The organism is Pedobacter miscanthi (assembly GCF_003315595.1).
Taxonomy (GTDB): Bacteria; Bacteroidota; Bacteroidia; order Sphingobacteriales; family Sphingobacteriaceae; genus Pedobacter; species Pedobacter miscanthi.
On sequence record NZ_QNQU01000005.1, the window covers coordinates 67,950 to 92,461 of the forward strand.

A 24,512-nucleotide genomic window follows, 5' to 3' on the forward strand; every position below is an offset into this window, starting at 1 on the left:
AATCGGTTAACTGATGCAGTAAATCCAACAGTTAACCAATTAACCAGTTTATACAATTAACCTATTGAGCTAATCTTGTCTGCCTGGATACTGTTTCAAGGCTACTTCCAAACAATCCATTGCTGCATTTAAATCATCGGTATTTAAAACGTAAGCCATACGTACTTCGTTTTTACCCGAGCCAGCTGTTGAGTAAAAACCTGTGGCAGGTGCCATCATTACGGTTTGGTTTTCGTGGCTGAATTCTTCTAAAATCCACTGACAGAATTTATCCGCATCATCAATCGGGAATTTAGCAACTACATAAAATGCACCACCCGGGTTAGGGCAGAAAACACCTTCAATATTGTTCAACCTGCCAACCAAAGTATCGCGGCGTAAAGTATATTCTGTATTTACCTTTTCAAAATAGCTATCAGGCGTATCTACAGCAGCTGCACCGGCAATCTGCTCAACCATACCCGGACTTAACCTGGCCTGTGCAAATTTTAATCCTGATGCAATTACTTCCTTGTTTTTGGTAATCAAACAGCCCAAACGAGCACCACACGCACTGTAACGCTTAGAAACCGTATCCATAATGACTACATTTTCGTCTAATCCATCTAAATGCATCGGAGAAATAAATTCCCTTCCATCATAGCAGAATTCGCGGTAAGCCTCATCCGAGAATAGAAACAGGTCGTACTTTACACAAAGTGTTTTTAAAGCTTCCAGTTCTTCCCTCGAGTATAAATAACCGGTCGGATTATTAGGGTTACAGATAATAATTGCCTTTGTTTTTTCGGTAATCAGTTTTTCAAACTCGGCAATAGGAGGCAGGGCAAAGCCATTTTGGATATACGAAAGGATCGGTTTAACCACCACGTTACTCATACAGGCAAAACCATTGTAATTGGCGTAGAAAGGCTCAGGGATAATAATTTCATCACCTTCGTTAACGCAGGTTTGCATGGCAATGGTAATCGCCTCAGAGCCCCCAACGGTAACCAATATATTCTCGGGTGTAATGTTGTAACCCAGTTTATTGTAATATTCGGTAAGTTTTAAACGGTAGGCAAGTGTACCTTCTGATGGCGTGTAGGCCCAAACATTAAAATCAATGTTTTTAATGGCATTCAGCATCCCTTCGGGTGTTTCTATATCGGGCTGACCAATATTTAAGTGGTAAACTTTTTTACCATCTTTTTTTGCTTGATCTGCATAGGGAGTTAATTTTCTGATCGGCGAAGCAGGCATCTGCACACCTTTTTGTGAAATTTTCGGCATGGCACAAAAATAAAAAAGTCCCGATGAAAATCGGGACTTTTTAAATATTATCGGTTAAAAAATTACTTTGAAGCAGAAGCTACGGTTTCACCTTTAATATAAAGCACCTTGATTGGTGTTTTAGCGTTAGAAGTGATGGTAACCGCTTTAGAGAACGTAGATGGGCCGGCAGCAGCATTAAAAGTTACTGAAATTACACCTGTTTCACCTTTTTTCAATGGGGTAGAAGTGTATTTTGGTACTGTACAGCCACAGCTTGCTTCAGCTTTGCTGATAATTAAAGGCTCTTCGCCAACGTTTGTGTATTTGAAATCGAAAGTTACTGGTTTGTTTAAAACAATTTTACCGAAATCATGTGTTTCAGTTTCGAATTTAAATTCAGCAGGTTTAGCCTGTGCATTTGCAGCAATACCGAAACCTAATACAAAAGCGAATAATACTAAGATCTTTTTCATGTTATTTGGGTGTAATTTATTTTTTAAAATATCTAAAACAAATTTAATGTTTTCAATGTAAAACAAAAACTATTCCAAATATTATTTTCCTATTCCATATATAATTTTACAATCGAGGATAAAGGCAAACTTTTAATTTTGTATATATTTGCCACAACCAATCTTTGATTACTATGCCGAATGAAAAATTGATGACCAACGCGATTGATGCTTCCGAACTCAGTTTTAATGATTTTAAATCGATTGTTATAAACGATTATAAAATAGCCTGTGAGAGCAGGCAGGCCAGTGTTTTAGGCCGCAGGGAAGTATTAACCGGGAAGGCTAAATTTGGTATTTTTGGCGATGGTAAAGAGGTGCCGCAGATTGCCATGGCCAAAGCTTTTAAAAACGGCGACTGGCGTTCGGGTTACTACCGTGATCAGACTTTTGCCTTTGCAACGGGTATTTCTACTATAAAAGAATTTTTTGCGCAGCTTTATGCAAACCCAACCGAAGGAGCCGATCCTTTTTCGGGCGGCAGGCAGATGAACTGCCACTTTGCAACAAAATCTGTTAACGAAGATGGCAGCTGGAACGATCTTACACAGATTAAAAACTGCTCGTCTGATATTTCGCCAACAGGTGGTCAAATGGCCCGTTTGGTTGGTTTGGCCTATGCCTCTAAATTATTCAGACAAAACAGGGAACTCGATTATTTAAAACATTTTTCGGTTAATGGAAACGAGGTGGCATTTGGTACCATTGGCAATGCTTCAACTTCAGAAGGAGTATTTTTCGAAGCCATTAATGCGGCTGGTGTGCTGCAGATCCCGATGGCCATTTCAATCTGGGATGATGCTTATGGAATTTCTGTTCCGGCAAAATATCAAACCACAAAAGAAGATATTTCCGAAGTTTTAAAAGGGTTCCAGCGTGAGGCTGAAAAACCAGGGTATGAAATTTATAAGGTAAAAGGCTGGGATTACCCGGCTTTGTGCGAGGTATACGAAAAAGCAATCAATGTTTGCCGTGATGAGCATGTTCCTGTGCTGATCCATGTAACCGAACTTACGCAACCCCAGGGGCACTCCACCTCCGGTTCGCACGAAAGATATAAATCCAAAGATCGCCTTAGCTGGGAAACAGAACACGATTGTATCGTGAAAATGCGTGAATGGATGCTCGATTCGGCTGTTGCCACGGAAGAAGAAATTGCCGAAATTGAAAAAAATGCAAAGATTTTTGTGCGTAATGCCCAAAAAGAGGCCTGGAATGAATTTTTGGAAAGCATTAAACCAGAACAGAAACAAGCTGTTGATTTAATCAATGCAGTAGCTAAAGATCAGCCCGAACTGGCTAAAATTGCAGCTAACCTGGCCTCTACCACTGATGCCCAACGCAGGGAAGTTTTTGCGGCAGCCCGCAAGGCCATCCGTTTATCAGCAGGCAATAATTCTGCCGAACGCGTCGAACTGTTAAATTGGTATAAAGATCAGGGCTTGCTGAATTATGACCGATATAATTCTAAACTCCATACCGATGGAAAAGAAAGTCCGGCAAATATTCCTGTAGTTGCTGCTGAATACGACGATCTTTCTAAAATGGTTGATGGCAGGGAAGTCCTTAATGCCTGTTTTAACGAAAATTTTGCCCGCGACCAGCGTTTGGTTGCTTTTGGCGAAGATTTAGGGAATATTGGCGATGTAAACCAGGGTTTTGCCGGTTTACAGGCAAAATATGGCGAATTAAGGATTACCGATACGGGAATAAGGGAAATGACCATTATGGGTCAGGGGATTGGTTTAGCCCTACGTGGTTTAAAGCCAATCGCCGAGATTCAATACCTTGATTATCTGATATTTGCCCTGAATGTGTTAAGCGATGACCTTGCTTCGCTTGCTTATCGCACCAAAGGGATCCAGAAAGCACCTGTAATTGTGCGTACCCGCGGTCACCGCTTAGAGGGCATCTGGCATTCAGGTTCTCCCATCAGCATGTTATTGGGATCGTTAAGAGGAATGCACTTGTGTGTACCACGTAATATGACACAGGCAGCCGGCATGTATAATACCCTTTTCAGGGCCGACGAACCTGCAGTTGTAATTGAATGCCTGAATGGTTATCGCCTGAAAGAAAAATTACCGGTAAATGTGGGCGATTTTACTGTTCCTTTAGGAAAGGCTGAAGTTCTGGAAGAAGGAACCGATATTACCGTTATTTCTTATGGATCATCTTTAAGGGTTGTTCAGGAAGCGGCCGAAGAACTGGCGCTTTTGGGTATCTCGGTTGAGATTATCGATCCGCAAACCCTTTTGCCTTTTGATATTGATCAGATCTGTGTGAACTCCCTTTCTAAAACCAATAAACTGCTGGTTGTTGATGAAGATGTACCGGGAGGTGCTTCAGCATATATCCTGCAAAAAGTGATGGAAGAGCAAAAAGGATATTTCCACCTGGATGGACAGCCAAAAACATTATCTGCTAAGGCACACCGTCCACCATTCGGTTCAGACGGCGATTATTTCAGTAAACCATCTGTTGATGATGTAATTGAAACCATTTACCAGATGATGCATGATGCTAATCCTGCAAAATATCCTGCGCTTTTTTAATAGTGTAAAATATATTAAATTCAATAAAAAGGTTTAAGTGCTTATTCTATAGGTGTTTAAGCCTTTTTTTTGTTTGAATAAGAGAAATAAAATGGCTTTTTTGTGTGTTGAGTAAAAATCCGGTTACTTAGTAATGGAATTTTTATATACATTTATACATCCAAACAATATTTTTTATTTCAGTATGTTTTATATCATCACCTCTGTGAAACACTGTAATTTTCAAGCTTTTTTGTACCCGTATTCCAATAAAATTAACAAATAGATTTTATAGGATAATGGTATGTTGCGTTGTTGATAAACAGATGAATGCCTGTGCTTTGCTTTTTAAAATGAGTGCAGTGTTGCTGTTGTTTTTATTTTTTAGGATAACTGTTTCTGCGCAAACCAATGCGCCTCAAAAGAAACTTGATAGTTTATTAGCAGTTAATCAGAAGAACCAGAAAACAGATTCAACAAAGATTAAGGTGCTGACGGAAGTTTACCGCCAGTATATGAGAATGAGGAATGTAGAGAAGGCAGAAGAGTACCTGGATAAAACCATTCAGCTTTCGCATGAAAAAAATCTCAAAAAGTTTTCTGCAATGGCCTATTACCGGAGGGCTTTGATGTATCATGGCAGATCTAATTATCAAAAGGCAGAAGAAAACTATGTAATAGCGGTAAGCGAATTTTCTTCAATTGGCAATATGGATATGGAGGCCGGTACCTACCTCAATCTTGGAGCGCTTTACAGCACCATTCCCGATTATGTAAAATCACTGGAAGTTAATCAAAAAGCCATTACAATATATGAAAAAATGGGCAATGAGGTTGATATGGCCAGTTGTTATACCAATATTTCTACCATTTATCAGCGTTTGGGAGACCAGAGCCAGGCTTTGGTATATATGAGAATGGCTTTAAAGGTTTTTTCTAAAGAAGGTGAAAATTCGAGGGGGGTAGCTGTTGTTTATGGCCTGATGGGGAATAATTATTTTGAAGCGTCAGACCGCGAGCTGATGCAGATGAATGTTTTGCCGGGGCAAAAAATTAAACTGGCTTTAGAATATTATAATAAGTCGCTTAAAGTTGCAGAAGCCATTAATGATGTTGGTATTATAGCAACCGCTAAACGCGATCTGGCGGAATTGTATAGTTCAACAGGACAAAAAGATGCCGCCCTTAAATCTTATCAAAAATCCATCGAATTAAGCAAAAATGGCGACGATAAGGAGGCTTATGCTTCTAATTTATATGCGTTGGGCAATTTTTATCAGCGCGAAAATGATTTCGAAAATGCCACTTCCTTTTTGGGCAGCAGTTTAAAAATCGCCGAAGAAAACAGATTTTTGGAAATAGAAAAGGATGCCAGTTTAGGACTGAGTTCGGTTTACGAAAAGCAAAAAGATTACAACAAATCTTTAGCCTATTACAGGCAATATATTAAGGTAAGGGATCAGATTTTTAATGAGGATAAAGAAAAAGAAATTACCCGAAAACAAATGCAGCTCGACTTTAATGTAAAAGAGCGCGATTATTTATTAAAGCAGAAACTTACCGAAGGGGAACTTAAAAGACAGCAGCAGGAACTTACCCTGAAGAGACAGCAACTGGCGCTTAGTGCTAAAGAAAAAGCCCTGGATCTGCTTACTTTTCAGAAAGCCAAAGCCGACCTTGATATTCAGCGTTTAGCCCAGGAAGGCAAATATGCCCGTGCCAGGTATCAGGCACAGCTGGCTGCAAGTATAAAAGATAAGCAGATCAGTAAACAGGACCAACAGATTAAATTTGACGGGCGTGTAAAGATATTTTTAAGCATCGCCACCGTTTTAATTTTAATTATTGCGGTTGTTATCTTTTTTAACCAGCGGAAAACAACAAGGCTGAATAAAATTATCAATAACCAAAAAAAGGAATTAGAACAGTTGAGCAAGGTTAAAGACCGCATTTTCAGCGTGGTGAGTCATGATATGCGCACGCCGGTAAACTCATTGATTTCGTTTATGCAGCTACTGGAAGGAGGGAACATAGAGCAGGAGAAACTGAACCGTTATGCGGCATCGTTAAAAAATAACCTCACTTATACTTCTACCATGATGGAGAATCTGCTCAATTGGGCAGCAAGCCAGATGCAGGGTTTTAATCCTTATTTAGAAAATCTCGATATTAAGCATTTAACCATAGAAGTAATCCATTCCCTTCAAAACAATGCGGATCAAAAACAGATCAATATCCAAAATCTGATTCCAAACGAAACCTTTTGTAAGGCCGACGAAAATATGTTAAGCCTGGTAATCAGAAACCTGGTTAGTAATGCCATTAAATTTACACCTGTTGGTGGCACCATAGCAATCAGTTCAGCGAGCTCAGGTAACCGGTTGGAAATCAAAATTTCTGATACGGGTATCGGCTTAAGCGAGGTTCAGTTAAACCACTTTAATAAACCGGGCTATCTTGGCGCTGGAGTTAGTACGCTGGGCACAAACAAAGAAAAAGGAACAGGTTTAGGTTTGTTGCTCTCCAGAACTTTTATCGGTTTAATGGCTGGAGAAATCAGCGCTGCGGCTAATCCCGGTGGGGGCAGTTGCTTTATCATTACATTAAAGAGTTAGTAGTTGAGTTTGTCATTGTGAATACAACGAAGAACCCGAAGGCTCTGCGAAGCAAATCTTTGCATTCTATTGCACTAACTACCAAAAGCACTGTCTGCAAGAAATCGTCATTGCGAGGCACGAAGCAATCTTACTGCTATGGGTGGGTAAAAATGTTAATTCAATTTCATATCTCGCGATCGTTTTGAGATTGCTTCCTCGGCTGAAAAAGCCTCCTCGCAATGACGAGCCTTCTTATTTAGTCTGTCAGTGGTCGAAGATCGAAACGAAGAATCAAGCTTTAACTACTTCAAAAACCTTGAAAGAATTTTCTTATCAATCGATTTTTCAAGCAATTCCTGTCTGTTGGCTGCACTGATCGGAACAATAAAATTATGCGTTAAATGGACCTCGTGATTGGTTAAGGTAGTGATGTGGTTGATATTAATGATATACTGTTTATGTACCCTCGAAAAAATTTTTGACGGCAATTGTTTTTCCAGGTTTTTAAGGCCAACCAGTACAATGTGTTTATCATTGCGGGTAAACAGTTTAGAAAAATCGCCCATACTCTCAATGTAGATTACATCATCATATTTCAACTTGGTGATGCCTTTGGTTTCCCTGAAAAAGAAATGATCATCACCATCCTCATTTGTCGAATTATCAGCCTGTTGAACTTCTTTTCCTACCAGTTTTTTCAATTCAAGATATTCGATCGCTTTATTTGTTGCCTTAAAAATCCTTTCGAAAGTAGCAGGCTTTACAATAAAATCTAAAGCATCGAGGTTAAAACCCTCAGCTGCATATTCAGTAAATGAAGTGATAAAAATAAAAAGAGGTTGTTTTTTAAGACTTTTTAAAAGTTCCATGCCCGAAAGTTCGGGCATATCGATGTCTGAGTAAACAATATCCACCGGTGTTGTCGAAAGGATCTGCGAAGCCTCAATACCATTACTACATATTGCCAAAATGTTTAACGAAGGTATTTTTCGAAGATGCATTTCAATGGCATCTCTTTCAATTTCGTTATCATCAATAATTATGCAGCTATACATCATTCAGGGAAGGGATTTTAAAGGGAACAGGAGATTTTAATTAATGTTTGTAATTTAATTAAAATGTGGTATTAAAAAAGAATTATGTCAACACTTTTTTAATAAACGTAGTCTTAATTCTACTTTTGATGTTTCTTCTCGCCAGTATATAATTTTTCGCCTGCTTTTACAGCCAGTTCAAGGTCGTTTTCTTCTGGTGGAACCGGACAACGGTAACCATCGCTATAGGCACAATATGGATTATAAGCTTTGTTAAAATCGATTTCTATGCGGTTATCTTTAATTTCTTTAGCATCCAGATCGATGTAACGTCCTCCTCCATAAGTTTCTTTATTATTGGTTTCATCTGTAAATGGTAAAAAGAGGTGATCTTTATAGGTAGGATTGGATGCTAGTGCAACACTTCTGTACAAAGTCATCTGGATAGTTTTCCCATTTAAACTGAAATTTATATGGGCATATCGGTAATAATCGCTGCTGCTTCCATTAAAAGTTGGCATTTTGAAAACCTTTTCGTTTTTTAACAGCACTACTTCAGCCGAAACCCGGTAAGCACTATCTGCATCATAAAAATGAAGATTTTGAAGATCGCTTTTCTTTAAAGGTGAACGGTTGTCTTTAATAAAATCTTCTTTATAGCTTTCCCGGTGTTTTGCAATCTGCTCCTGATAGCTTTGTGCAAAGCCGTTGACACTGATGAACAGGAACAGAAAAGTAATGATTTTCATATTTAAATTACACTTGCTTTATTCCTTAAAAACTGATCGGCCAATACTAATGCTGCCATGGCTTCAACAATTACTACCGCCCTTGGTACCACGCATGGATCGTGCCTGCCTTTTCCTTTAATTTCGGCGGCATCGCCGGCTGCATTGATGGTTTGCTGGTTGTGCATAATGGTGGCTACGGGTTTAAATGCTACCTTGAAAGTAATATCCATTCCGTTAGAAATACCACCTAAAATACCACCTGCATAATTGGTAGTGGTTTTAAATACTTTCGAATCTGCAGCCTTTGGCTGTGGGATATCATTATGCTGCGATCCGCGTAGTTCGCTTCCTGCAAAGCCAGAACCATATTCGAAACCATGAACTGCATTGATGCTTAACATGGCTTTGCCTAAATCGGCATGTAGTTTATCGAAAACAGGTTCGCCTAAACCAGCCGGACAACCTTTTATCACGCAACCGATTTTACCGCCTACGGTATCGCCGTCTTTTCTAACTGAATCAATAAATTCGATCATTTCGTGAGCAGTTGCCGGATCGGCACAACGTACAATATTTTCTTCCCTGATATCCAGCAAAGCTGATAAATCGTTGCTTTCTAAATTAGGAGCTTCGATGGTACCTACTGAAGTTACATGCGCAAAAATTTCGATGCCCTGTTGTTTTAAAAACAGCTTGGCAATGGCACCTGCGGCTACACGTGCAGCGGTTTCGCGCGCCGATGAACGTCCGCCACCGCGGTGGTCGCGGATACCGTATTTTGCATCATAAACATAATCGGCATGGCTGGGGCGGTAAACATCAACATTATGTCCGTAATCTTTCGATCGCTGATCTTCATTCGGAATTAAAAGCGCAATCGGGGTACCCGTACTTTTTCCTTCAAAAACGCCCGACAAAACCTGAACGGTATCGCTTTCTTTCCTCTGCGTGGTGATTTTAGATTGACCCGGTTTGCGTTTATCCAGTTCTGACTGAATAAAATCCATATCAATATCCAATTGTGCCGGACAGCCATCAATAATTACCCCAATGGCTACGCCATGAGATTCTCCAAAAGTTGTAATGCGAAATAGTTGCCCGAATGAGTTGCCTGCCATATGTTAATGAGTGAATGGTTGATTTTTTAATGATTGAATGTTGTTGTCAGTCTTGATACTTAAATCTTGATACTTAACACTTTAATCTTGATACTTAGTACTTCTATCTCGATATTTACCTTACTTAATGCCGATCTCGAATCCCGCTTTTTTCAAATCCTCCCAGTAAAAAGGATAAGATTTTTCTACTACCTGCATTTCTTCAATTTCTACTTCGTTGATTAATAATGCAAGTGGAGCAAAAGCCATTGCCATACGGTGGTCCTCGTAGGTTGCAAAAGTAACTTTCTCCGGAAAGTGGAGGTTATCTGTATTTAAGGTATAAATCAGGTTATCTTCAGTTAAAGTAACACCGATTTTGGCCAATTCGTTCTGAAGGGCCGCAATACGGTCTGTTTCTTTGATTTTTAGTGTTTCTAAACCTGTAAAAGCCATGTTTTTGCCCAGAGCAGCCGCAATAACCACAATGGTTTGTGCTAAATCAGGACAGGTTTTAAGGTCTAAAACTTCATTGGTGTCTAAAGTAAGTCCTAAGTTGCTAATGGCAATGCCTTTATCGGTTTTACTGGTGGCAATACCAAAAATCTTCATGATATTTTTGATCTGGCTATCGCCCTGTAAACTTTTCTCTTTTAAAGCAGGTAAAGCAATTTCAGCTTCATCGGCCAGGGCTGCAATGCTGTACCAGTAAGAAGCTGCGCTCCAATCAGGCTCAACCACTAAAGTGCCCGGTTTAAAAACCTGGGGTTCAATGGTGATTAAGTTTCCGTTCCAGGTATGTTTAATGCCTACTTCTGCAAGCATATCCAAAGTCATATCAACATAAGGTTTGGAAGTAAGCTCACCTTCAATCTCTAGTGTTAAACCCTGTGGCAGGATAGGGGCAATCATCAGCAAAGCAGAAATATACTGACTGCTGATATCACCTTTAATCTTTACCTGAGAAGTTTTTTGATCCAAGGGACCAACAATATTCAATGGTGGGAAACCTTCAGCTTCCGCATAAGAAATATCAGCTCCGATTGTTTTTAAAGCCTCGGCCAAAATTCCGATAGGGCGTTGTTTCATCCGCTCGGTTCCGGTTAAGAGGAAATTTCCGTTTTTGGCAGAAAGATAGGCCGAAAGAAAACGCATCGCCGTGCCTGCCGGACCAACGTCTACTGTTTTCGATTCTTCAATTTCTACTTCTAATTCTTCTTCAAGATTATTAAGGATACCATTTAATGTTACCGTATCGGCCGCATTAGATAGGTTTTCAACTTTAACCAGTTTTTTGCTTAAAGCGCTAATAATTAAGGCCCTGTTGCATTCGCTTTTTGAGCCTGTTAATTGGATTTCCGTATTAATATTCTTGGTTCCTTTAAAAGAAACTAAGGCATTTTTCGACATTTTATTCTGTTTTATTCTCAAATGTAAGTGTCAGGTGTTTTCACCTGACACCACATCTTATATTATTAATCGTCATATTCCTTCAACAAGCTCAGGATGACACTGCTGCCAGACAAGCTTTTAGCTTTGGTCTTTCAGCTTTAAGCTATCTATGCTTTTACTTCGTTATGTTGTTCTGCAGCAATACCTTGTTCAGCTTTGCCGGCATTCATAATTTCAGTTTGTTTACGGATTGATTCGCCGTGTACCAATTCTAAGAATTTTTCGGTAAAGTTAAGGTCTAATTTTAAAGCTTTTGCAAAAGCCTGACCTTTTTGAATGATGGCATCCCAACGGTTAACCTGTAAAATAGTTACCTGGTTATCGCGTTTAAATTCGCCGATTTTGGCAACGATAGCCATACGCTCACCTAATTTTTGCAATAAGATATCGTCTATTTTATCGATTGATTTACGTAGTTCGGCCAATTTATCAGCAGAAGCTTCGTTTGCTACTTCTGGTTCGCGAACAGTTAAGCGGCCTACCAATTCTGATAATGCAGCAGGGGTAACCTGTTGTTTAGCATCGGTCCAAGCAACAGAAGGATCTACGTGCGATTCGATCATTAAACCCTGCATATCCAAATCCAATGCTTTTTGAGAGATGTAAGGGATCAGTTCGCGGTTACCGCAGATGTGGCTTGGATCGTTGATGATCGGCAAATCAGGGCAAAGTGTTTTTAACTGGATAGCAAGTTCCCACATGGGTTCGTTACGGAAAGAGCTTTTCTCAAATGAAGAGAAACCGCGGTGGATAGCTCCGATTTTAGTAATACCTGCACCATTGATACGCTCGATAGCACCGATCCATAACTGTAAATCAGGGTTAACCGGGTTTTTGATTAATACAGGAACATCATGACCTTTTAAAGCATCAGCAATTTCCTGAACGGTGAAAGGGTTTACAGTAGAACGTGCACCAATCCAAAGGATATCTACACCAGCTGCCAAAGCCTCTTCAACGTGTTTTGCATTTGCAACCTCTACTGCTGTTGGTAAACCTGTTTCTGCTTTAGCGCGTTTTAACCACTCTAAACCAATGCTTCCGATACCTTCGAATTCTCCCGGACGGGTACGTGGTTTCCAGATACCAGCTCTTAATACCGATACTTTACCGGTTGCAGCCAATAAATGTGCTGTAGTTAATAATTGCTCTTCAGTTTCGGCGCTACAAGGACCAGAAATGATTAATGGTTCGTTGTTTACGTTTAACCAGGTGTTTAAAGGTTGAATGTTCAAATTAAGTTTCATGATGCTGAGTTTGTAATATTTTGTAATTCTATTGTTTAATTGTTGTATTGTTTTTATTGTTGGATTAAAACTGCCAACTGAAAATTGCCAACTGTTTAGGGTTAATCGGTTAACTGTTTACCCTTCGGCTACGCTCAGGGGGTTAATTGTAGAGTTAACTTTCCCAATTAACCAGTTAACCAATTTATACAGTTAACCAAACTATACTTTATCGTTCTTTTGATATTCGCCGAGTATATTAAAGTTCGATGTATATTTTAATGCTTTTCTGATGGCTTTATCATATTTTTCGGTGCTTGGCCATTCTAAGTCGACGTAAAAGTAATACTCATTTCTTTTACCCAATACCGGCATAGATTGTATTTTTGTTAAGCTTACATCCTGTTCGGCAAATACATTTAAAACGGTTGCCAGCGAGCCTGCTTTATGTCCAACCTGAAAACAGATTGAAGCTTTATTGATTTTCTTCCCTTCGTCGGTTTTGTCTTTTTTAAGGATCAGGAAACGGGTATAGTTTTTCTTATTGGATTCTACACGGCGTTCTAGAATATTTAAACCGTAAAGTTCTGCGGCTAAACTGTTTGCGATGGCCATGGTATCGGTTAATTTTTCTTCCTGGATACGTTTGGCACATGCAGCGGTGTCGTTACTTTCCACAATTTTAATGTGTGGGTAATCGTAAAAGAAATCGATGCATTGGCGGATGGCAATAGGGTGTGAGGTAACGATTTTAATATCCTCAAACTTTACACCGGGTAAGGCCATTAAATGCAATTGGATAGGAAGATAAACTTCGCCAACCACTGCAAAACCGTAATCGCGGATGAGCGTGTAGTTTGGCAATAAACTGCCTGCAATAGAATTTTCGATGGCCATTACCACGAAATCAGCTTCTCTGTTTTCCAGCTTATCGCAGGTTTCTTTAAAAGAATTGCACTCTACCGTTTCAATTTCCTTGCCAAAGAATTTGTATGCGGCTTCTTCGTGAAAAGATGCTTTAATACCCTGAATTGCTACACGTTTTGTCGTTTCCATTTTTGCGTTAAAACAAAAAAGTCCCGGCTGTTTGCCGGGACTTTATTATACATTTTAATATTGTTATATATCTTTTTGCATATTAGCCCCGGCTCTCACTAAAATAGTAAAAGTAACCAAAGTAATATGTGTTTTTGTTTTGCATTTATTTTTTGTTGAGCCAAATGTAGTAACAAAATTTAATTTGTCAATAGAAAAATGAAAATATTTTAAATAAAATTAAATTTTGTTAAAAATGGGCTGATTTTGTTATTTGTCTTTTTGTGGATGAGAATTGGTTAAAAACAGATTTTTATGTGGTTGGAGGCAGTGAAAGGGAAATCTGTTTAGATAGATCAGTATTAAAGACTATCGATAATCTTTTGTATATCTTTTTTAGTAATACTAGCCTCTTCCGATTTGTCGTATATGTAAATCATATTAATTTCATCTTCTACCTGTAAATAGGTAATCACTCTATAACCACCACTTTTTCCTTTTCCCTTGCTTTTTACAGCTAGTCTTATTTTGAAAATATTGTTACCTAATGGAGTACCTGTGTTAGGGGTTTCTAATAATATTGATTCTAACTGAGATAAATCGTTAATTAATGATAGATGTTTCTTTTTTAATTGCTTGGCTTTCTTTATAAAAATAGGGGAATAGATTATTCTAATTTCTGCCATTATATATCACTTAACGATAGTGAAGCAATTTTACCATCTTTTATATCTTTAGCTTCTTTTAAACCTTGCCTTATACCATTCAGCAAGTTTTCTTTCTTAGAAGATTGGATTACTTTGCCATTAATTCTTTTGATTACCTCCAGAAGAAATTCAGTATCGTTATCTTTAACTTGTATGGTTAATGTTGTCATCGCAGTAAATTTATATCAAAAATACAAATTATATTTTGTTTAAGATATGATTTAAAAATATCAAAACAGCCATCATTTCGAGCGAGTACAACGCAGTGGAGAAGTCTGTCTCGAGGTAGATCTCTCCATTCCACTGCGTTCCAGTCGAGATGACGGTGCTTTTAATGAATTTTTTCAAATACGCAAACATCATTCGTGTTAATCTGTGCACCCGTGGCTAAAAAACATCAGCAACCAAAAATGGCCTGTGTTTCCACAAGCCATTCCTTATCTAAAAGATTAATTTTTTATCCTGTAGAGCTTAATTCCCCACGATCGTTAAGTCCTTTTACTTTGTTTTGTTGTAAGGCTTCGAAGTTTTTCTTTTCTTCATCACGCAGCTCTTGTTGCATAATTTTAGCAATTTTGGTGCTTCCATCATGGCTCCAGCCTGGTGGGTTGAAAATATACCTCACCTTATCCATAAAAGTTGGCGCTTTTTTCACATCAGCGGTTAAAGCGATAAATTCGTGGAAAATGATGTTTACAGGGCCGGTATCTTTCGGTTGGGTAGTTAAACCGTATTTTACTACATCCTCTGGTAGTTCTGCCTGAAAAGTTCCAAACCACCTGTCCCAAAGAATTAAAACCATGCCCATATTTTTATCCAGGTAACGCACATTGCTGGCGTGGTGTACACGGTGGTGCGACGGGGTTACAAAGATATATTCGTACCATTTAGGGAATTTGATACTGTACTGTGTATGTACCAGATTGCCATAAATCTGGGTCACCAGGTAGGCGAAAAGAATATCAACCGCGGTAAAACCCATAAATGCCAAAGGCAGATAAAAGAATACACGGTACATCGGCTCAAAAACCGTAGAACGGAAACCTGTAGTTAAGTTAAAATGTTCTGATGAGTGGTGTGTAACATGCATGGCCCAGAAAAAGCGCACGTAATGGCCAACGGTATGTAAAAACCAGTACAGAAAATCCTGTGCTAGAATTAATACCAGCCAATAAACCCAAACATTACTAATCTGGAACAAACGAAACTGGTAGCAATATGCCAGCAAGAAAAACGTGAATGTTTTTGTGCCTAAATTGATCACCACAGCTGCCGTCATCAGGTAAATATTCGTCCAGGTATCGCGTTTGGTATATAATTTTCTGTCGTGCTGGTAACTGAAATACATTTCAACCAGGGTTAAAACGATTACGAAACCAAAAAGCCCGATTACAGAAATATCACTTCCGGTAAAATTCATTTTATAAACTGTTATAATAATCCAAACTGCTTAAAATATCGGCAGTGCTTACACGGCAGTTAAACGTGCATTTGCCAGTTGTTTCTAAAAGTGAAAACAAAATGTTTCCGTCTTCATTCTTTTTATCACTTTGCATCAGTTCTAAAAGGGTATCGAAACTTTCTTTTTTGATGTGGTATTTCGGATATAACGACAAAATATAGCTGCTGATATCATTCAGCTCTTCTTTTGATAGTGTACTGTTTTTAATCGATAATGCGGCTTCGCAAACAAAACCGATGGCAATTGCCTCGCCATGGGTTAACGGATTTTCATCATTTGCCAGCGAATAACCTTCTACAGCATGACCAATGGTATGACCGAAGTTTAAAATCTTCCGCAGGTTTTTCTCATGGGGATCGATGGTTACTACCTCGTTTTTAATCTCCACCGAACGGTAAATATCTTCGGCAGAAGGGGTAAGGTAATTGCTTGCCTTTAGCTTTTCGTAATAAGGTTTATCGTAAATCAAACCATGTTTAATCATTTCGGCAAAGCCTGATAAAAGCTCACGTTCCGGCAATGTTTTCAAAAATGCGGTTTCAATAAAAACCATCTGTGGCAAGGTAAACGTACCCACCATGTTTTTAACGTTATCGATATCGATGCCGGTTTTGCCTCCTACCGAGGCATCGACCTGAGATAATAGCGTAGTAGGCACATTGATAAAATCGATTCCCCTTTTATAGGTTGAGGCAATAAAACCGCCCATATCGGTAATTACACCTCCGCCGAGGTTAATCATCAGACTTTTGCGGTCGGCTTCAAAATCCAGCAGGGTTTTCCAGATGCCTATACAAAAATCGATGTTTTTATTTTCTTCTCCCGCGGATGTTTCAATCAGGTCGAATTCAGAAAAATCATCTAAAAGTGACTGAAACAGGGGCAAACAAATTTCACTGGTATGCTCATCTGCAAATACAAAAACTTTACTGTATTTATTGCTTTCTAAAAGTGTTTTTAAGGCGTCTAAATTGCTTTCGAAATAAAGCGAATGGCCTGCGCTCGTTAAGGTTTCCATTAAATTACTTCGATTTTATCTTGTTCAAAAGTGATGATGTCGCCAACTCTAACCTTGTAGCGTTTGCGGAATTCTACCTCGCCGTTGCATTTTACCAAACCGTCCATCACGGCAGCTTGTGCATCGCCTCCGGTGCCCACCAAACCTGTTGCTTTTAGCAGCTGGATTAATGGAATAAACTCGCCTTCTAATTTGAATTGTATCATTTTGTGCAAAAATACGATTATTTCGAGGTTTTTAGTTTTAACAACCGATGCTTTTTATAATTTTGCACCATTCTGACTTATTACATAGATAAAAATGGATTTATCCCCCAATAAACAACCTAATTTCGACAACACGGAAATCGCTTTCCGCCAAAAATCTAATCAGGAACTAAAAAAAGCATACTGGCTTTTTAAAATGATCGGCAGTAACTTTTTAACCAAAGTTGGTCCGGCAATTACAAACTTCTTTTTAAACATTGGTTTGCCTATTCAGGGTGCCATAAAAGCAACCATTTTTCAGCAGTTTTGCGGTGGCGAAACCATTGCCGAATGTAATAAGGCTATCGATCAGCTGGATAAAGGCGGTGTGGGTACCATTTTGGATTATTCGGTAGAAGGAGAGGAAGAAGAACAGGTATTTGATGAAACCTGTGCCGAAATTATCCGCACCATTGTGCGTGCCGATGGTGATGTGAAAATCCCGATTACCGTATTTAAGATTACCGGTATTGGCCGTTTTGCATTGTTGCAGAAACTTGATGCCAAAGAAAAATTAACCGCTACGGAAGAAGCAGAATACGAAAAAGTGAAACTTCGCTGCGAAATGATCTGCAAAACTGCTTTTGATAAAGGTGTGCCGATTATGATCGATGCGGAAGAAACCTGGATTCAGAATACCATTGATGAACTGGCTTTGGATATGATGCGTAAATTTAACCGCAAGCGCATTATTGTTTATAACACTTACCAGATGTACCGCCATGATAAACTGGCCGATATGAAAGCCGACCACTTAATTGCAAAGGCTGACGGCTTTATTCTGGGTGTTAAAATGGTGCGTGGTGCCTACATGGAAAAAGAACGTAAACGTGCTGCTGAAATGGGTTATCCTTCGCCCATCCAACCGGATAAGGAGGCATCAGACCGTGATTATAATGAATCGTTACGCTACTGCGTTGATCATATCGAAGAAATAGCCATTGTTGCCGGAACGCATAATGAAGATAGCAGCCGTTTATTAACTTATCTTTTAGAAGAAAAAAATATTTCGCATAACCATCCGCATGTATATTTTGCCCAATTGTTGGGTATGAGCGATAATTTGAGCTTTAACCTTGCAGATGCCAACTATAATGTAGCCAAATACGTGCCTTATGGACCAATTAAGGCGGTAATGCCGTATTTATTCAGAAGGGCACAGGAAAATACCTCGGTTGCCGGACAAACAGGCCGTGAATTGGGCTTGATTGAAAGGGAATTGAAGAGAAGGAAACTTTAGTTCAGTTGGCAGTTTTTAGTTAAAAGTTTCCAGTTGACAGTTTTCAGTTAAAAGTTTCCAGTTGACAGTTTTCCTTTAATAGAGTCGTCATCTCGACTGAAGCATAGCGAAACGGAGAGATCTATCTCGAGACAGATTTAGCTTCGCTGAGCACTACGTGGTTCTCGACTTCGCTGCACTCTGCTCGAAATGACGACTTTTTTGGTTAAGTTGTCAATCCTGAGCCTGTCGAAGGATCTCTGTTCCACTCCGTTTTGCTCGAGATGACGATTTTTTTTGGAAATGATTGTTCAGTAATTCTTGGGGGATGCAGTCCCGCTTTTCGCTTTATACCGATGAAAAATCGGTATGCCCGCTTCAATCGGGTTTAGTAACAAAAAGACTGTTTAAGAATATTGGTCACGCAAAAACTAATATTTCACAACGCTTGCGCCCGTTTCCAAACGGGTGCATCAATAACTGCACGATTTTATCGTGATAAAACGATAGGCTATCTACACTTCAGACTTCCAAGTTCTCCCTCCGCTCGTGGCTTTATTAAACTTCGAAAGTGTTTGCCGGGGTTATTTCTTCACCACAAAAGGCTGCCTTCCGGTAAGTAAATCATAAAACAGGATAAAAATCGCTTGCTAAGCTATAACCCGGATATTGAAAGGTAGCAGGTTTGTTTTTCTCAAAGAAAAAGTGCCCCACCCATGCAAAACCATATCCCAATATGGGCATGGCCAGAAAGAAATGCCAGTTATGGAAAAGAAATCCGGTAAAAAAGGCCAGTACCACTAAACCCGTTCCGATAAAATGCAGGATGCGTGAGGCGGTATTGCTATGTTCGGTAAGGTAAAAAGGGTAAAACTCTTTAAGCGATTTATACTTTTTCTCTGTCATACCCTAATTTACAAAATTCCGTTTGCTTTTAAAAATGAGGCTAATTGCGCAGGTTTTTCGGTCATGAGTAAGGTATTTAATCCTACTTTTTTAGCACCTTCAATGTGCTGCGGACTATCATCAATAAACAAAGTTTCGGCAGGATTTAAATTATTCTCTTTTAGTACCTGCTCAAAAATATTGGTATTAGGTTTACGCAATTTCATGTGTTGCGAGAAATAAGCCTTCTCGAAATAAGCATCGTAATTATTGATTTTGAAAGTGGCTTTTAAATAATCGATAATCCAATTGTAGTGGATTTCGTTATTGTTGCTCAGCAAAAAGGTACGGTACTTATCTTTAACCTGAAGCAATAAATCGTGGTTTTCCTGGATGGTACCGATTAAAAGACTGTTCCATGCATCGTCGATTTGCTGGTCGGTTAAATCGGGGTTGTTAGCTGCCTTTCTGATCCCTACCCTGAATTCTGCCGGAGAAATGGCACCTGTTTCAAAATCATCAAATAACTGGTTGTGTGCTTTATGTGCAAAGAAGTTTTCGATATCAGTAATCCCCAGCTTTTTAAATGATGCCTGGGCAATCTTGAAATCGATATCAAATATGACGTTTCCGTAATCGAAAATAATGTTCTTAATGTTTTGCATAAATACGCTGAATTTGCTGCAAAGATATTATTGCTGATTTAATGAAGGATGTAAAAGCATTATTTTTTACAATAAAAAACCCGAAACCTTTAAGATGGGGTTCCGGGTTCTGTTTTGTATTTTAAACCTATTTGGGTTCTACCGTGATGGATTGTATAATCGGGCGGTTCTTTTGATCATCAGTTTTAAGTTCTTTGAAAACAAAATAAATCGAATGGAACTTTCCGTCAGAAATCATACTGATCGGCACACTTTTCCTGAAAGTAGATTTTCCGATCATGATGCCTTTGCTATCATCCAGTCTGATTTCGATTTCGCCATCGCTGCCCGGAGCAAGGTTTAAGAACGAGAACCCGAAACCAGCAATACCTGTTAAATCCACATTTTTGATGGCAATCCAGCCGCTTTGCTGGCTAAGTACAATTTTTTCACCTCCAAAAACATCTTTTCTTTCAAAACCTGCAAAGTCCTTAATATCTGCAGCGTCAATTACACTGCTTTTCAGGTTAACAAGATTGGTGGTGGTTAAAGGCTTTAAACCTTTGGCACCTGCATTGGTATAGGTTGCTTTTAAAGTTAAAACCGATTTCTTTTTATCTGTATTTGCAGGTGGAACAATTTTGCCGGAAGTAGGTAATGATGCTTTAACCGCTTCTTTATTGTCTAATGTCATAATCCATTCGGTAATTTTCTTTACATCGGCTTCTTTCATGGCTGTGTGGGCAGGCATGGGAACTTCGCCCCAAACACCCTGACTACCGCCTATTACTTTCGATGCTAAATAATCAACAGCTTTAGGGTCGTTTTTATATTTAGCTGCAACTTTATCAAAAGCAGGACCGATAGAAACAGCTGATTCTTTATGGCAGGTGCTGCAATCTGCTTTTAACATCAATGCTTTACCAATCATGGTTTGAGCGGCCTGCTGGTGACCTAGCTGTGCCCCGGCCATATCGCTTCCTTCGGTATAGGTGTTCGAAATATAAATGCGGCTATTGTTTACTTTTGAGCTTCTATCGCTCACCAAAACCTTATAATCAACGGGTTTATTAGGGAAATAGAAAGTTTTGTTACCGGCAAGATCTATTGTTACATTAGGATGTTCGTTACCTGCAAAAACAGGGATAACAGCACTTTTAGCCGATGCTTTGCTTTTATCCATTACAGTAACACTTACCGGATATTCGCCTGCTTTGGTAAAAGTGTATTGTAAATTTGGAGTAGTAGTGGTTTTAGTAATTCCTTTGCCCAGGTTCCACACATAGGTTAACGCATCTCCATCAGGATCTTTTGCAGTAACTTTTGCGGTTAATTTGTAAGGAAGCAACCCGCTGGTTTTTACGATATCCAGCTTTTCTACACTTGGCGGACGGTTTCCGCTCAGGTAATCGATCCTTGAGATGGCTGCATCAGGGTTTTTACTAAACCAGCCTTTACCATATTCGAGAATATATAATTTTCCATCAGGACCTAATTCCATATCGATTGGTGCAGCTAATGAAACCTTAAATAAAAATGGCTCCATGCTCTGGTAATCACCTTTATCATTCATGGTTACGGCCTTAACCCATCCGCGTACCCATTCGTAGATAATCAGTTTTCCGTTATAATAAGCTGGGTAGGGTGAGTTGGTTTTGTGATATAACACCGGTCCGGCCATTGCTGTACGTCCGCCTGCGCCCACCTGGGGAAATTCGGCCGATTCGCCATAAGGATACCAGATAAATGCCGGTTGTGCCGGTGGAAGCTGCTGCAAACCGGTATTATTTGGCGAATTGTTGATCGGTGCCTGAGGATCGAAAGCACTGCCATTTGCACCATTGGTAAAATCGTAAGCCTTGTAAGGGTAGTTATTACCGATAAATAAAGGCCAGCCGAAATTACCCGCTTTTTTTGCCTGGTTTACCTCGTCGTAACCTCTTGGGCCTCTTAATGCATCATCATTAGAGGCATCAGGACCAACTTCTCCCCAATATACATAATTGGTTTTTTGATCTACCGAAATACGGTAGGGGTTTCTATCGCCCATTACATAAATCTCCGGACGGGCTTTAGGATCGTTTTTTGGGAAAAGGTTACCATCAGGAATACTGTAGGTGCCATCTTCGTTCACTTTAATCCTTAAAATTTTTCCGCGTAAATCGTTGGTATTTCCAGCCGATCTTCTGGCGTCGTATTGCTCAAAACCCTTTCTGTTATCAAGGGGGGCATATCCTTTGTTCACAAATTCCTGCTTTGGCGCATCAAACGGTGTAGAGTTATCGCCTGTAGAAACATACAGCAGGTTATCGGAGCCAAAAGCAATCGAACCACCGGTATGGCAGCAGATTTCGCGTTGAGAGTAAAATTCTAAAATGATTTTCTCTGATTCTTTTACAACCTGATCGTTAACGAGCTTAAACCTTGATAAACGGTTTACCGACTTATCAAAAGGACTGTAAAAAAGGTAAATGTATTTGTTAACGGCAAATTTTGGGTCGGCAGCCATTCCTAATAAACCTTCTTCGGCATTTACATCCGGATTGCTGGTTTTAAAATAAACGTCAAGCTTGCCGGCTTCTTTGATTTTTTTTGTACTGTTTTTATAAATCAATACTTCTCCCCGGCGTTGAGCCACCAGAATATCGAGGTTGGGCAGTACGGCCATTTCTGTAGGCTCGAAAAATTCTCCCTGGGCCAGGGTTGCTTTAACAAAGCGGTCCTGATCGGGTGTATCAATCCTGTTTTTTTTAGAAAAATCGAAAGTATGTTTTTCGTAATTTTTTTTGGTTAGTGTAGTTGCGGAAATCAGTATAAATGCACTTGCTGATAACAATACGGTAAATGTTGTTTTCATCTATTTGGTTGAGGGATTTTCAATAAATATAGATGTAAGTTTTAAAAAATGAGGTATTGTATCAAAAATTATGCGGATTTTAACCGTAAAGGATAGAAATGTTGAATTTTATGATAAAATGATTGAATATTTAATAACATCAAAATTTATCAGTTACTTTTGGTAACCTTCAAAATATAATCGGCCAGATTGTCTATTTCTTTTTTGCTGATGGCTCCGTTCCAGGCCGGCATACCTTTGTTTATGATGCCGTTAGTGATGTTGTTGATGATCGATTGCTTATCTGCCCCATGTTTAAATTTTCCTCCGATAAGGCTATAAACGGTTTCGGTACCCTGTAATTTATCGCCATGGCAAGATGCGCATAGCTGTTTAAACATGGCGGCCGGACCTGTTTCCATATTTGGCATTTTATTATTGGACGATATGGTTTGCGTTACCTGATCGGTTTTTGTAGCTGATGGCCGCAACCTGAGGATCATATCGTATGGCCTTTCGCCTTTGCTTTCGGGCAGGTCGAAATTTGAGGTTGATATATAAAGATATCCATCCGGCCCAACTACTAAGGACCTGATTCTTCCATATTGTTTTTTCAATAATATTTCCTGTTTAATGATTTTATCTTTCTCCATTACAATCCTCAGGATAGATTCTCCACGTAAACAGGCAACCAGTAAATTTCCCCTGAGCTGTGGAAAAACATTGCCCTGATAAAATACCGCTTCCGAAGGCCCGATAGAAGGTGTATATTCCAGTAATGGATTAAGCATTCCGGTTTTGGTTTCCTGATGGTGGATTATCGGCCATCCATAATTAGCACCTTTTTTAACGATATTAATTTCATCTCCACCGGTGGGACCATGTTCGGTAGCATAAAACAGCTTTGTTTGTGGCTCAAACGCCATACCTTGCGGGTTGCGGTGACCATACGACCAGATTTCTTTACGGGCAGTATCATTTTTTATAAAAGGATTATCGGCAGGAATGCTCCCGTCATCGTTTATCCGCAATATTTTGCCGTTGTAGGTTTTCAAATCCTGAGCAAGGATAGGTTGATCGGCATCGCCGGTTGTGATGTATAATTTTTGATCAGGCCCGAAAACCAATCTGCATCCGGTATGGTTGCGTGCGGCAGGAATCTGCTCAATCAATACTTTAGGCTTAATCAAGGTATCATTTTTTAATTCATAACGGACCACTCGAAGCCACAATCTGTTATTTTGACCATAATTATGGGCGATATATATAAAATGGTTGCTGCTAAAATTCGGGTGGATCACCATCCCTAATAGCCCCGTTTTGGTTTCTGCTTTTACATCGTTAACTTCCAGAATTGGTTTTTGCTGAAGCTTTCCGTTGCGGTAAATACGTATACGGCCGGGGCGTTCGGTAAACAGCATGCTACGATCTGGTAAAAAAACGATCTGCCATGGTACTGTAAGATTGCTTGCCAGGGTATCTATTTTAAAAGAAATGTGATCTCCGTCAACTGTGTTTTTATTTGCAAAACCGCTGATCAATACAATTGCAAGTATAGAAATTAGGCTGATAGTAGGCTTGATTTTCATCATGGACAGGTATTTAATAAAACGTTTTACTAAATAAATATAAACGAAAAATTTAATACATTGGTAAACCTGTTGATAGCATAGATTTTTTTGCTGAATTATTTGATCACCAGAATGGTACCGTCATTTTTAAGTTTGTAATAATACTGTTTTTCCTGCCGACGGGTTAAAATTTCAATCTGGGTTACTTCACCCTGTTTTCCGGTATCATCTTTAATGGTGTCGCCCTTTTTAATACCCTCCAGTTCCTCATTAGTGCTGTTTTTCGATAAGTATTTCATATTTGTTAGTATAATGTCTATTAGTAACATCCTTTACTTATATATGTTTTAACAGATGACCAGGCTTATTCTTCAATCTTATGATTGAAATCTGCGTTTAAATTACTAAAAATATTAAACTATTACAACTTATAGTTGTTAATGTGTAGTTTAATTT

At 39.2% G+C, this 24,512-nt stretch carries 21 protein-coding genes; 3 read left to right on the forward strand and 18 right to left on the reverse strand.

Going from position 1 to position 24,512, the window contains the following annotated elements; translation table 11 throughout:
- Nucleotides 1–69: 69 nt before the first annotated feature.
- The gene (locus DRW42_RS07205) at nt 70–1,269 is read right to left on the reverse strand and encodes a pyridoxal phosphate-dependent aminotransferase (protein ID WP_113948162.1); all 1,200 of its coding nucleotides are present in this window, start codon (nt 1,267–1,269) and stop codon (nt 70–72) included.
- A 62-nt stretch (nt 1,270–1,331) separates the two neighbouring features.
- The gene (locus DRW42_RS07210) at nt 1,332–1,724 is read right to left on the reverse strand and encodes a DUF1573 domain-containing protein (protein ID WP_113948314.1); all 393 of its coding nucleotides are present in this window, start codon (nt 1,722–1,724) and stop codon (nt 1,332–1,334) included.
- A 173-nt stretch (nt 1,725–1,897) separates the two neighbouring features.
- Between DRW42_RS07210 and DRW42_RS07215 the strand changes: the two genes are divergently transcribed.
- Nucleotides 1,898–4,318, forward strand: a complete 2,421-nt coding sequence (locus tag DRW42_RS07215; protein ID WP_113948163.1) for an alpha-ketoacid dehydrogenase subunit alpha/beta — start codon at nt 1,898–1,900, stop codon at nt 4,316–4,318.
- A gap of 305 nt (nt 4,319–4,623) precedes the next feature.
- Complete coding sequence (locus DRW42_RS07220) at nt 4,624–6,912, forward strand: tetratricopeptide repeat-containing sensor histidine kinase (RefSeq protein ID WP_158544292.1); 2,289 nt, start codon at nt 4,624–4,626, stop codon at nt 6,910–6,912.
- A 284-nt stretch (nt 6,913–7,196) separates the two neighbouring features.
- Here the strand turns inward: DRW42_RS07220 and DRW42_RS07225 are convergent, their stop codons facing one another.
- The 11 genes from DRW42_RS07225 to DRW42_RS07275 form a co-directional block, all read right to left on the reverse strand.
- Nucleotides 7,197–7,952, reverse strand: a complete 756-nt coding sequence (locus tag DRW42_RS07225; protein WP_113948165.1) for a LytR/AlgR family response regulator transcription factor — start codon at nt 7,950–7,952, stop codon at nt 7,197–7,199.
- 116 nt (nt 7,953–8,068) lie between these two features.
- Nucleotides 8,069–8,677, reverse strand: a complete 609-nt coding sequence (locus tag DRW42_RS07230; RefSeq protein WP_113948166.1) for a DUF1684 domain-containing protein — start codon at nt 8,675–8,677, stop codon at nt 8,069–8,071.
- Nucleotides 8,678–8,679: 2 nt separating this feature from the next.
- Complete coding sequence (aroC, locus tag DRW42_RS07235; RefSeq protein ID WP_113948167.1) at nt 8,680–9,777, reverse strand: chorismate synthase; 1,098 nt, start codon at nt 9,775–9,777, stop codon at nt 8,680–8,682.
- A gap of 120 nt (nt 9,778–9,897) precedes the next feature.
- Nucleotides 9,898–11,166 (reverse strand): 3-phosphoshikimate 1-carboxyvinyltransferase, encoded by a 1,269-nt coding sequence (aroA, locus tag DRW42_RS07240; RefSeq protein WP_113948168.1) that lies wholly within the window; start codon nt 11,164–11,166, stop codon nt 9,898–9,900.
- A gap of 149 nt (nt 11,167–11,315) precedes the next feature.
- Entirely contained in the window at nt 11,316–12,455 is a 1,140-nt protein-coding gene (locus DRW42_RS07245) for a chorismate mutase (protein ID WP_113948169.1), read from the reverse strand.
- A 201-nt stretch (nt 12,456–12,656) separates the two neighbouring features.
- Nucleotides 12,657–13,490 carry a prephenate dehydratase gene (locus DRW42_RS07250; protein ID WP_113948170.1) on the reverse strand — a complete coding sequence of 278 codons (834 nt, stop codon included), beginning with the start codon at nt 13,488–13,490 and terminating at the stop codon, nt 12,657–12,659.
- Nucleotides 13,491–13,831: 341 nt separating this feature from the next.
- Complete coding sequence (locus tag DRW42_RS07255; RefSeq protein WP_113948171.1) at nt 13,832–14,155, reverse strand: type II toxin-antitoxin system RelE/ParE family toxin; 324 nt, start codon at nt 14,153–14,155, stop codon at nt 13,832–13,834.
- Nucleotides 14,155–14,346, reverse strand: coding sequence for a hypothetical protein (locus DRW42_RS07260; RefSeq protein ID WP_113948172.1), 192 nt, complete (start codon nt 14,344–14,346; stop codon nt 14,155–14,157). Before DRW42_RS07260 ends, DRW42_RS07255 begins: the two co-directional genes overlap by 1 nt.
- Nucleotides 14,347–14,633: 287 nt before the next feature.
- Entirely contained in the window at nt 14,634–15,596 is a 963-nt protein-coding gene (locus DRW42_RS07265; protein WP_113948173.1) for a sterol desaturase family protein, read from the reverse strand.
- A 1-nt stretch (nt 15,597) separates the two neighbouring features.
- The gene (gene aroB, locus DRW42_RS07270; RefSeq protein ID WP_113948174.1) at nt 15,598–16,656 is read right to left on the reverse strand and encodes a 3-dehydroquinate synthase; all 1,059 of its coding nucleotides are present in this window, start codon (nt 16,654–16,656) and stop codon (nt 15,598–15,600) included.
- Entirely contained in the window at nt 16,656–16,862 is a 207-nt protein-coding gene (locus tag DRW42_RS07275; RefSeq protein ID WP_025142770.1) for an RNA-binding S4 domain-containing protein, read from the reverse strand. Before DRW42_RS07275 ends, aroB begins: the two co-directional genes overlap by 1 nt.
- Nucleotides 16,863–16,956: 94 nt before the next feature.
- Between DRW42_RS07275 and DRW42_RS07280 the strand changes: the two genes are divergently transcribed.
- Nucleotides 16,957–18,141, forward strand: a complete 1,185-nt coding sequence (locus tag DRW42_RS07280; protein ID WP_113948175.1) for a proline dehydrogenase family protein — start codon at nt 16,957–16,959, stop codon at nt 18,139–18,141.
- Nucleotides 18,142–18,744: 603 nt separating this feature from the next.
- On the opposite strand, the gene DRW42_RS07285 is transcribed toward DRW42_RS07280, so the two are convergent.
- The 5 genes from DRW42_RS07285 to DRW42_RS07305 form a co-directional block, all read right to left on the reverse strand.
- Nucleotides 18,745–19,026, reverse strand: coding sequence for an Mpo1-like protein (locus DRW42_RS07285; RefSeq protein WP_244215220.1), 282 nt, complete (start codon nt 19,024–19,026; stop codon nt 18,745–18,747).
- A gap of 8 nt (nt 19,027–19,034) precedes the next feature.
- A complete protein-coding gene (locus DRW42_RS07290) occupies nt 19,035–19,670 on the reverse strand; it encodes an HAD family hydrolase (RefSeq protein ID WP_113948176.1) in 636 nt (211 codons plus the stop codon).
- Between the two features lie 127 nt (nt 19,671–19,797).
- Nucleotides 19,798–22,506, reverse strand: coding sequence for a PQQ-dependent sugar dehydrogenase (locus DRW42_RS07295; RefSeq protein ID WP_113948177.1), 2,709 nt, complete (start codon nt 22,504–22,506; stop codon nt 19,798–19,800).
- A gap of 149 nt (nt 22,507–22,655) precedes the next feature.
- Nucleotides 22,656–24,077 carry a PQQ-dependent sugar dehydrogenase gene (locus DRW42_RS07300; RefSeq protein WP_113948178.1) on the reverse strand — a complete coding sequence of 474 codons (1,422 nt, stop codon included), beginning with the start codon at nt 24,075–24,077 and terminating at the stop codon, nt 22,656–22,658.
- A 95-nt stretch (nt 24,078–24,172) separates the two neighbouring features.
- Nucleotides 24,173–24,355 (reverse strand): hypothetical protein, encoded by a 183-nt coding sequence (locus tag DRW42_RS07305; RefSeq protein WP_113948179.1) that lies wholly within the window; start codon nt 24,353–24,355, stop codon nt 24,173–24,175.
- Nucleotides 24,356–24,512: the final 157 nt, after the last annotated feature.